This window comes from Kineococcus gypseus (assembly GCF_050871305.1).
GTDB classification, from domain to species: Bacteria; Actinomycetota; Actinomycetes; order Actinomycetales; family Kineococcaceae; genus Kineococcus; species Kineococcus gypseus.
On record NZ_JBJLRD010000091.1, the window covers coordinates 1 to 8,052 of the forward strand.

At 73.8% G+C, this 8,052-nt stretch carries 10 protein-coding genes; all 10 read left to right on the top strand.

Annotated elements, in window-relative coordinates:
* The coding region (locus ACRYMN_RS20345; RefSeq protein ID WP_432499173.1) for an L-threonylcarbamoyladenylate synthase at positions 1-394 on the top strand (394 nt) is incomplete at its 5' end.
* Between the two features lie 6 nt (positions 395-400).
* Entirely contained in the window at positions 401-1,654 is a 1,254-nt protein-coding gene (locus ACRYMN_RS20350) for a glycosyltransferase family 4 protein (RefSeq protein ID WP_432499175.1), read from the top strand.
* 118 nt (positions 1,655-1,772) lie between these two features.
* On the top strand, positions 1,773-2,201 hold the full coding sequence (locus ACRYMN_RS20355; RefSeq protein WP_432499177.1) for a Cg1360 family ATP-synthase-associated protein: 429 nt from the start codon (positions 1,773-1,775) through the stop codon (positions 2,199-2,201).
* A gap of 29 nt (positions 2,202-2,230) precedes the next feature.
* Positions 2,231-2,461, top strand: a complete 231-nt coding sequence (locus ACRYMN_RS20360; RefSeq protein WP_432499180.1) for an AtpZ/AtpI family protein — start codon at positions 2,231-2,233, stop codon at positions 2,459-2,461.
* Positions 2,462-2,549: 88 nt separating this feature from the next.
* Entirely contained in the window at positions 2,550-3,344 is a 795-nt protein-coding gene (gene atpB, locus ACRYMN_RS20365) for a F0F1 ATP synthase subunit A (RefSeq protein WP_432499183.1), read from the top strand.
* Between the two features lie 63 nt (positions 3,345-3,407).
* Positions 3,408-3,623 carry an ATP synthase F0 subunit C gene (locus ACRYMN_RS20370; protein WP_166611252.1) on the top strand — a complete coding sequence of 72 codons (216 nt, stop codon included), beginning with the start codon at positions 3,408-3,410 and terminating at the stop codon, positions 3,621-3,623.
* A 45-nt stretch (positions 3,624-3,668) separates the two neighbouring features.
* The gene (locus ACRYMN_RS20375) at positions 3,669-4,232 is read left to right on the top strand and encodes a F0F1 ATP synthase subunit B (protein ID WP_432499186.1); all 564 of its coding nucleotides are present in this window, start codon (positions 3,669-3,671) and stop codon (positions 4,230-4,232) included.
* The gene (locus tag ACRYMN_RS20380; RefSeq protein ID WP_432499188.1) at positions 4,229-5,056 is read left to right on the top strand and encodes a F0F1 ATP synthase subunit delta; all 828 of its coding nucleotides are present in this window, start codon (positions 4,229-4,231) and stop codon (positions 5,054-5,056) included. Before ACRYMN_RS20375 ends, ACRYMN_RS20380 begins: the two co-directional genes overlap by 4 nt.
* Before the next feature lie 186 nt (positions 5,057-5,242).
* The gene (gene atpA, locus ACRYMN_RS20385) at positions 5,243-6,898 is read left to right on the top strand and encodes a F0F1 ATP synthase subunit alpha (RefSeq protein WP_432499190.1); all 1,656 of its coding nucleotides are present in this window, start codon (positions 5,243-5,245) and stop codon (positions 6,896-6,898) included.
* A gap of 55 nt (positions 6,899-6,953) precedes the next feature.
* The gene (locus tag ACRYMN_RS20390) at positions 6,954-7,862 is read left to right on the top strand and encodes a F0F1 ATP synthase subunit gamma (RefSeq protein WP_432499192.1); all 909 of its coding nucleotides are present in this window, start codon (positions 6,954-6,956) and stop codon (positions 7,860-7,862) included.
* Positions 7,863-8,052 lie beyond the last annotated feature (190 nt).

Here is an 8,052-nt window from a genome sequence, read left to right on the forward strand (position 1 = left end):
CCCCCCCCCCCCCCCCCCCCCCCCCCCCCCCCCCCCCCCCCCCCCCCCCCCCCCCCCCCCCCCCCCCCCCCCCCCCCCCCCCCCCCCCCCCCCCCCCCCCCCCGCGCAGGAGGCCGTCGACCAGCTCGGCGCCTCGGTGCGCGTCTACCTCGACGGCGGCCCCAGCACCCGGGGCGCGCCCTCCACGATCGTCGACGCCTCCGACGGGCCGCTGCGGGTGCTGCGGGTGGGCGCCCTCAGCGAGGAGGAGCTGCGCCGGGCGGTGCCCTCGGGCTGGTACGACCCGCCGGGCGAGCCGGACCCGGAGCCCGGGGCGGGGCCCGGGGCGGGGGCGGACCCGCAGCCGGGGGCGGCGGTGCCGGGGGAGCGGGCCGACGCCGCGCCGGGGGGCTGATCCGGCGTGCGGGTCTACCTGCTGGTCCTCGTCGTCGCCGCGGCCGTGACCTACCTGACCACGCCGCTGGTGCGCCGCCTGGCGCAGCGCGTCGGCGCGGTCACCCCGCTGCGCGAGCGCGACGTGCACTCGGTGCCCGTGCCGCGCATGGGGGGCGTGGCGATGCTGCTGGGGCTGGGCGCCGGGCTGCTGGTGGCCAGCCGCGTGCCGTTCACCTCGCGCGTCTTCGAGGCCTCCCCGGGTCCGCAGTGGGTCCTGGTGGGCGCGGCGATCGTGTGCGCGGTGGGGGTGGCCGACGACGTCGTCCAGCTCGACGCGGTCACCAAGCTCGCCGGGCAGGTGCTGGCCGCGGGGGTGATGGGCTGGCAGGGCGTGAGCCTGCTGCAGCTGCCCATCGGCGGCGTCACGCTGCTCTCGGCGCCGGCCATGATGGCGATCACGATCCTCGTGGTGCTGGTCTCGGTGAACGCCGTGAACTTCGTCGACGGCCTCGACGGCCTGGCCGCGGGCATCGTCGGCATCGGCGCGGTGGCCTTCTTCCTCTACTCCTACGCGCTGCAGCGCGCCCAGTTCCCCGACGACTTCTCCTCGCTGGCCACCCTGGTGGCCGCGATCACGGTGGGCTGCTGCGTGGGCTTCCTGCCCCACAACGCGCACCCCGCGCGCATCTTCATGGGCGACTCCGGCTCGATGCTGCTGGGCCTGCTGCTGGCCACGGCGACGATCGCGGCCACGAGCACCGTGGACCCCGAGACGGTCGCCGACGAGGAGATCGCCCCGGCGTTCTTCCCGCTCCTGCTGCCGGTGGCGGTGCTGCTGGTGCCGCTGGGCGACATGCTGCTGGCCGTGGTGCGCCGCACCCGCGCGGGCCGGGCCTTCTGGCACCCGGACAAGCAGCACCTGCACCACCGGCTGCTCCAGATGGGGCACTCCCACCGCGTGGCCGTGCTCGTCATGTACTCCTGGGCGGCGTTCCTGAGCTTCGGCGCCGCCTCGTACGCCTTCCTGCCCGCGGTGCAGGCCCTGGCCGTGGCGCTGGCGGCGGGCAGCGCGGTGCTGGCCCTCACCTTCGGCCCGCTGTTCTGGCGGCGCTCGCGCCGGCGGGCGCCCCTGCCGGGCACGCCGGGCGACCCGGACGTCACCGCCGGCGTCGGCGCAGACGTCGGCGCGGACGTCGGCGCGGACGTCGGCGCGGACGTCGGCGCGGACGTCGCCGCGGTGCCGGGGCGGGCGCGCCAGGGCGTCCACGACGGTGCGTAGGAGGTGCGTCCGCTCGTGATAGCTTTCACGAAGTCCGCACGGCCCCCGCACGGGAGCGCCGCGGACGCGCCGACGAGCCGAACCCCGGACGACCCGCCGACGACAGAGGGCAGTTGACGTGACCAGGAGTGCCGACGACGTGTTCAGCGTCGTCCCTCGGCGTTCGCTGCCCCCCGTCGTCCTCGCGTGGGCCGCCGGCACGGGCGTCGGGGCGCTGTGGGGGTCCTCCGCGGCGCTCGGCGCCCTGGTGGGCGGCGGCTTGGCCACCGCCTTCCTGGCCTCGACGTTCCTGCTGCTGCGCGTGCTCAAGCACGTCGAGCCCGCGCTCAGCCTGGCGCTGGCGCTGATGGTCTACCTGCTCAAGGTCACGGTGCTCGCCACCGCGGTCCTGGTGCTGCGCGACCTGCCCGGCGTCGACGGGACGGCCGCGGCCGCCTCGGCGGCCGCCTGCACCGTGGTGTGGAGCGCCGCCGCGTGCGCCGCCTTCCGCCACCTGCGCCTGCCCGTGTTCGACCTCGGGGCCGGCCGTTCCGGTGCGGGGGGCTGAGGTGCACGACTGCTACCGTTCGCCCCACCATGCCCGAGGACAGGCGGCCGGACGAGGACGCGCGCGAGGAGGCTCGGCTGCAGGACAGCCTGGCCTGGAACGCGGCGTCGTACCTGCTGTCGGGCATCGTCGGCTTCGGCCTGCTGGGCCTGCTGCTGGACCGCTGGCTGGGGACGTCGTTCCTGGCCGTCGTCGGCAGCCTGGGCGGCATGGCGCTGAGCATCTACCACGTGTGGTTCCGGTACGGTTCGCGCAGGTGACGCCCGGCCCGCGCCCGACGCGGGCGGGTCCGGGGCGCACCGCGCCCGCCCCCCGTCCACACACTGGCGTTCGTACGGAGGAGACGCTGTGAGCCTGTCCACGCTCGCCACCGCTGGCGAGGAGTCCTTCGAGGCTCCCACGCCGGCGGACTTCTGGCAGCCGCTCGTCGGGGACGGCGCCTTCGCGCTGACCCGGCCGATGGTGCTGATGGCGCTGAGCTTCGTGCTCATCGCCGCGGTGCTGCTCGCGACGACCAAGCGGCTCGCCGTCGTCCCGGCGAACAAGAAGCAGTTCGCGGTGGAGGCCCTCTACGGCGTCGTCCGCAACGGGGTGGCGCGGGACATCATCGGGTCCAAGGAGTTCCTGCGCTACGTCCCGCTGCTGTTCACGCTGTTCGTGCTGATCCTCGTCAACAACGTGTTCGGCGTCATCCCGCCGATCCAGTACCCGACGATGAGCCGCATCGCCTTCCCCGTGGCGCTGACCCTCGTGGTCTTCGTGCTGTACCACCTCATCGGCATGCGGCGGAAGGGCGTGGGCGGCTACTTCAAGTCGCTCATGCCGGCGGGCGTGCCCCCGCTGCTGGCTCCGGTCGTGTACCTCCTGGAGCTCTTCACCTACTTCGTCTCGCGCCCGCTGACGCTGGCGGTGCGACTCTTCGCGAACATGTTCGCGGGTCACATGCTGATCCTCGTGCTGTTCCTCGGCGGCGAGTACCTGCTGCTGCACGGTGAGGGACTGCTGCCCGCCGCGGGCGTGGTCTCGTACCTGTTCGGCCTGGTCATGTCGTTCTTCGAGCTGCTGATCCAGGTGCTGCAGGCCTACATCTTCGTGCTGCTCACCGCCACGTACATCGCCGGCTCCCTCGCCGACGAGCACTGACCCACCGCACCACAACGACCCCGGGGCCGTCGGCGCCGGTCCGAGAAAGGAACGATCCACACCATGGGTGGAAGCCTCAACGTCATCGGTTACGGCCTCGCCGCGATCGGCCCGGCCATCGCCGTCGGTCTCGTCTTCGCCGCCTACATCAACGGCGTGGCGCGCCAGCCCGAGTCCCGCGGCATGCTGCAGCCGATCGCCATCCTGGGCTTCGCGCTCGCCGAGGCGCTCGCCATCCTGGGCTTCGTCCTCGCCTTCATCAACCCGGGCGGCGAGTGACCCGTCCGGGTCGTCGGCGAGACCACTGACAGCTAAGGAGCGCACATGCCCGCGTGGGTGATGGCGGCAGCGGCCGAGGAAGAGAGCACCTGGGCCTACCCGATCCTGCCGCACCCCGGTGAGCTCATCGCCGGGCTGGTCTTCCTCGCCCTCCTCTACCTGCTCATCGCCAGGGTGGTCGTGCCCCGGCTCGAGAAGGCCTTCGAGGAGCGCCGCGAGGCGATCCAGGGCGGCGTCGAGAGGGCCGAGCGCGCGCAGGCCGAGGCCAACGCCGCGCTGCAGGAGTACAAGGCGCAGCTCGCCGACGCGCGCGGCGAGGCCAACCGCATCCGCGAGGAGGCCCGCCAGCAGGGCGCGGCGATCCTCGCGGAGATGCGCGAGCAGGCCCAGGCCGAGGCCGAGCGCATCACCACCGCGGCGCGCACGACCATCGAGGCCGAGCGCGCCCAGGCCTCCGCGCAGCTGCGCGCCGAGGTCGGCCGCCTGGCCACCGACCTCGCCTCACGCATCGTGGGCGAGTCGCTGCAGGAGCCGGCGCGCCAGAGCGGCGTCGTCGACCGCTTCCTCGCCGAGCTGGAGTCCTCCCCGCGGGACGTGGCGACGCGATGACGGACCTCGACAGCGGCGCGGCGCGGGTCAGCCTGGCCCGCGCCCAGGAGGTGCTCGACGTCCAGCTGGCCGCCGAGGGGGCCGATGCCGGTCGCACCGGCGAGGACCTCTTCGCGGTGACCTCGCTGCTCGACGAGTCGATCGGCCTGCGCCGCGCGCTGACCGACCCGGCGCGCGACGGCCACGTCAAGGCGGAGTTCGTCCGGCGCGTGCTGGCCGGCAAGGTCACGCCCGCCGCCGTCGAGACCGCCGCCGCCCTGGCGACGGGGCGCTGGTCGGGCACCCGCGACATCGCCGACGCCTGCGAGCAGCTGGCCGTCGTGGCCGTGGCCACGCAGGCGGAGCGCTCCGGGCGCCTCGAGGCCCTCGAGGACGAGCTGTTCCGCTTCTCGCGCACGATCGCCGGCTCGCCGGCGCTGCGCGACGCGCTGGCGGACCGCGCGGCCCCGGCGGCCAACCGCGCGAGCCTGGTCTCGCGCCTGCTGCTGGGCAAGGCCTCCCCGGAGGCCGTGCAGCTGGCCCGCCGGGCGGCCGCCCACCCGCGCGGCCAGCGCGCCGAGCGGCTGCTGGAGGAGTACGTGCGCGTCGCGGCGCGCCGGCGCGAGCAGCTGGTGGCCCACGTGGTCACCGCCCGGCCGCTGAGCCCGGAGCACCACGAGCGCCTCGCCGCCGCCCTGGGCCGGCAGTACGGGCGCGCCGTGCGCCTGAACGTCGACGTCGACCCCGACCTGGTCGGCGGGCTGCGCGTGAGCATCGGCGACGACGTGATCGACGGTGCCGTCTCCACCCGGCTGGCCGAGGCCCGCCGCCGCCTGGCGGGCTGAGCCCTCGGCGGACGAGCGGCGGCCACGTCGCCCGGTGCCCCGTCCACGAGGGATGATGGCACCGGGCACCACCGCACTGAACCGCCGCTCGGCGGTCCGGCCCAGCCGGGACCGAGCACCAGCGACGAGCACGGGCACCCCCCGACCGCTCGAAGACAGCACCCGAGAAGGAGAGCAGGGCATCCCATGGCCGAGCTGACCATCCGCCCGGAGGAGATCCGGGACGCTCTCGACGCCTTCGTGGCGTCGTACGACCCCGGCACCGCCGCGCGCGAGGAGGTCGGGCGCGTCAGCGAGGCCGGCGACGGCATCGCCCGCGTGGAGGGCCTGCCCTCCGTCATGGCGAACGAGCTGCTGCGCTTCGAGGACGGCACCCTGGGCCTCGCGCAGAACCTCGACGTGCGCGAGATCGGCGTCGTCGTGCTGGGCGACTTCTCCGGCATCGAGGAGGGCCAGGAGGTGCACCGCACCGGCGAGGTGCTCTCGGTGCCCGTCGGCGACGCCTTCCTCGGCCGCGTGGTCGACCCGCTGGGCGCCCCGATCGACGGCCTGGGCCCGATCGAGGCCGAGACCCGCCGCGCCCTGGAGCTGCAGGCCCCCTCGGTCGTGCAGCGCCAGGAGGTCCGCGAGCCGCTGCAGACCGGCATCAAGGCCATCGACGCGATGATCCCGGTCGGCCGCGGCCAGCGTCAGCTGATCATCGGCGACCGCCAGACCGGCAAGACCGCCATCGCGATCGACACGATCATCAACCAGAAGGCCAACTGGGAGTCCGGCGACCCCAAGCAGCAGGTGCGCTGCATCTACGTCGCCATCGGCCAGAAGGGCTCGACGATCGCCTCCGTGCGCCGCTCGCTGGAGGAGGCGGGCGCCATGGAGTACACGACCATCGTCGCCGCCCCGGCGTCCGACCCGGCCGGCTTCAAGTACCTGGCCCCGTACACCGGCTCGTCCATCGGCCAGCACTGGATGTACGGCGGCAAGCACGTCCTCATCGTCTTCGACGACCTGTCCAAGCAGGCCGAGGCCTACCGCGCCGTGTCGCTGCTGCTGCGCCGCCCGCCGGGCCGCGAGGCGTACCCCGGCGACGTCTTCTACCTGCACTCCCGCCTGCTGGAGCGCTGCGCGAAGCTCTCCGACGAGCTCGGCGGCGGCTCGATGACCGGCCTGCCGTTCATCGAGACCAAGGGCAACGACGTCTCGGCGTACATCCCCACCAACGTCATCTCGATCACGGACGGGCAGATCTTCCTGCAGTCCGACCTCTTCAACGCCAACCAGCGCCCCGCCATCGACGTCGGCATCTCGGTCTCGCGCGTCGGCGGCGCCGCGCAGACCAAGGCGATCAAGGGCATCTCCGGCACGCTGAAGCTGGACCTGGCCCAGTACCGCTCCATGGAGGCGTTCGCGATGTTCGCCTCCGACCTGGACCAGGCCTCGCGCAACCAGCTCGCCCGCGGCGCGCGCCTGGTGGAGCTGCTCAAGCAGCCGCAGTACACCCCGTACTCGCTGGAGGAGCAGGTCGTCTCCATCTGGGCCGGCACCACCGGCCAGCTGGACTCGGTCGAGGTCTCCGACATCGGCCGCTTCGAGCGCGAGTTCCTGGACTACGTCAAGCGCCAGCACCCCGGCGTCATGCAGGGCATCCGCGAGACCAAGCAGTTCTCGGACGGCGCCAAGGAGGAGCTGAAGCAGGCGATCGACGCCTTCAAGCCCCAGTTCTCCTCCGGCGAGACCTCGGCGGCCCCGGCCGACACCGACGAGGGCCGCACGGACGCGGACGACATCTCGCAGGAGCGCATCACCACCAACCGCGGTGGGGCCACCGCGGCCCGCGGCTGACGCGGACCACGACGGCACAGCAGGGACCGAGCGGAGCAGGGAAGAGGAGCAGGACATGGCAGGCCAGCTGAGGGCCTACCGGCGGCAGATCCGCTCGGTCCAGGCGACCAAGAAGATCACGCGCGCGATGGAGCTCATCGCCGCGTCGCGCATCATCAAGGCGCAGGCGAACGTGCGCGCCTCGACGCCGTACGCCCGGGCGCTGACCCGGGCGGTCTCGGCGGCGGCGTCCAACGCCTCGCTGGACCACCCGCTGATCACTGAGAAGCCGCAGGTGACGCGGGCGGCGGTGCTGCTGTGCAGCTCCGACCGCGGCCTGGCCGGCGCCTACTCCTCCAGCGTGCTGCGCGAGGGCGAGCGCCTGACCGCCGCGCTGCGCGACGAGGGCAAGCAGGTCGCGCCCTACCTGGTGGGCCGCAAGGCCGCCGCCTTCTACGGCTTCCGCCGCCGCGAGGTGGCCGCCAGCTGGGCCGGCTTCACCGACGCGCCGCGCTACGAGGACGCCAAGGAGATCGGCGACCGGCTGGTCGCCGACTTCGGCCGCGAGGCCTCCGACGGCGGGGTCGACGAGATCCACGTGGTCTACACGCACTTCGTCAACATGGTCACCCAGGAGCCCCGGGTCATCCGGCTGCTCCCGCTGGAGGTCGTGGAGGGCGTGCAGGCCCCCGGCGAGGGCGAGCTGACCCCGCTGTACGAGTTCGAGCCGAGCCCCGAGGCGGTGCTCGACGCGCTGCTGCCGCAGTACGTCAACAGCCGCATCTACAACTGCCTGCTGCAGGCGGCCGCCTCCGAGCTCGCGGCGCGCCAGCGGGCCATGAAGTCGGCCACCGACAACGCGGACGAGCTCATCAAGAACCTCACCCGCCTGGCCAACAACGCCCGGCAGGCCGACATCACGCAGGAGATCACGGAGATCGTCGGCGGCGCCGACGCCCTGGCCTCCTCCGGCTCGCGCGGCTGACGCCGCACCCCGCACGCACTCGATCGACGAAGGAACCCGAGGAGCGATCATGACCGCCACCGCCACCGAGACGCCGGCCGGCACCAGCAAGGGTGCCACCGGCCGGATCGCCCGAGTCATCGGGCCCGTCGTCGACGTCGAGTTCTCGGCCGAGACGATGCCGGATCAGAACAACGCGCTGACCACCGAG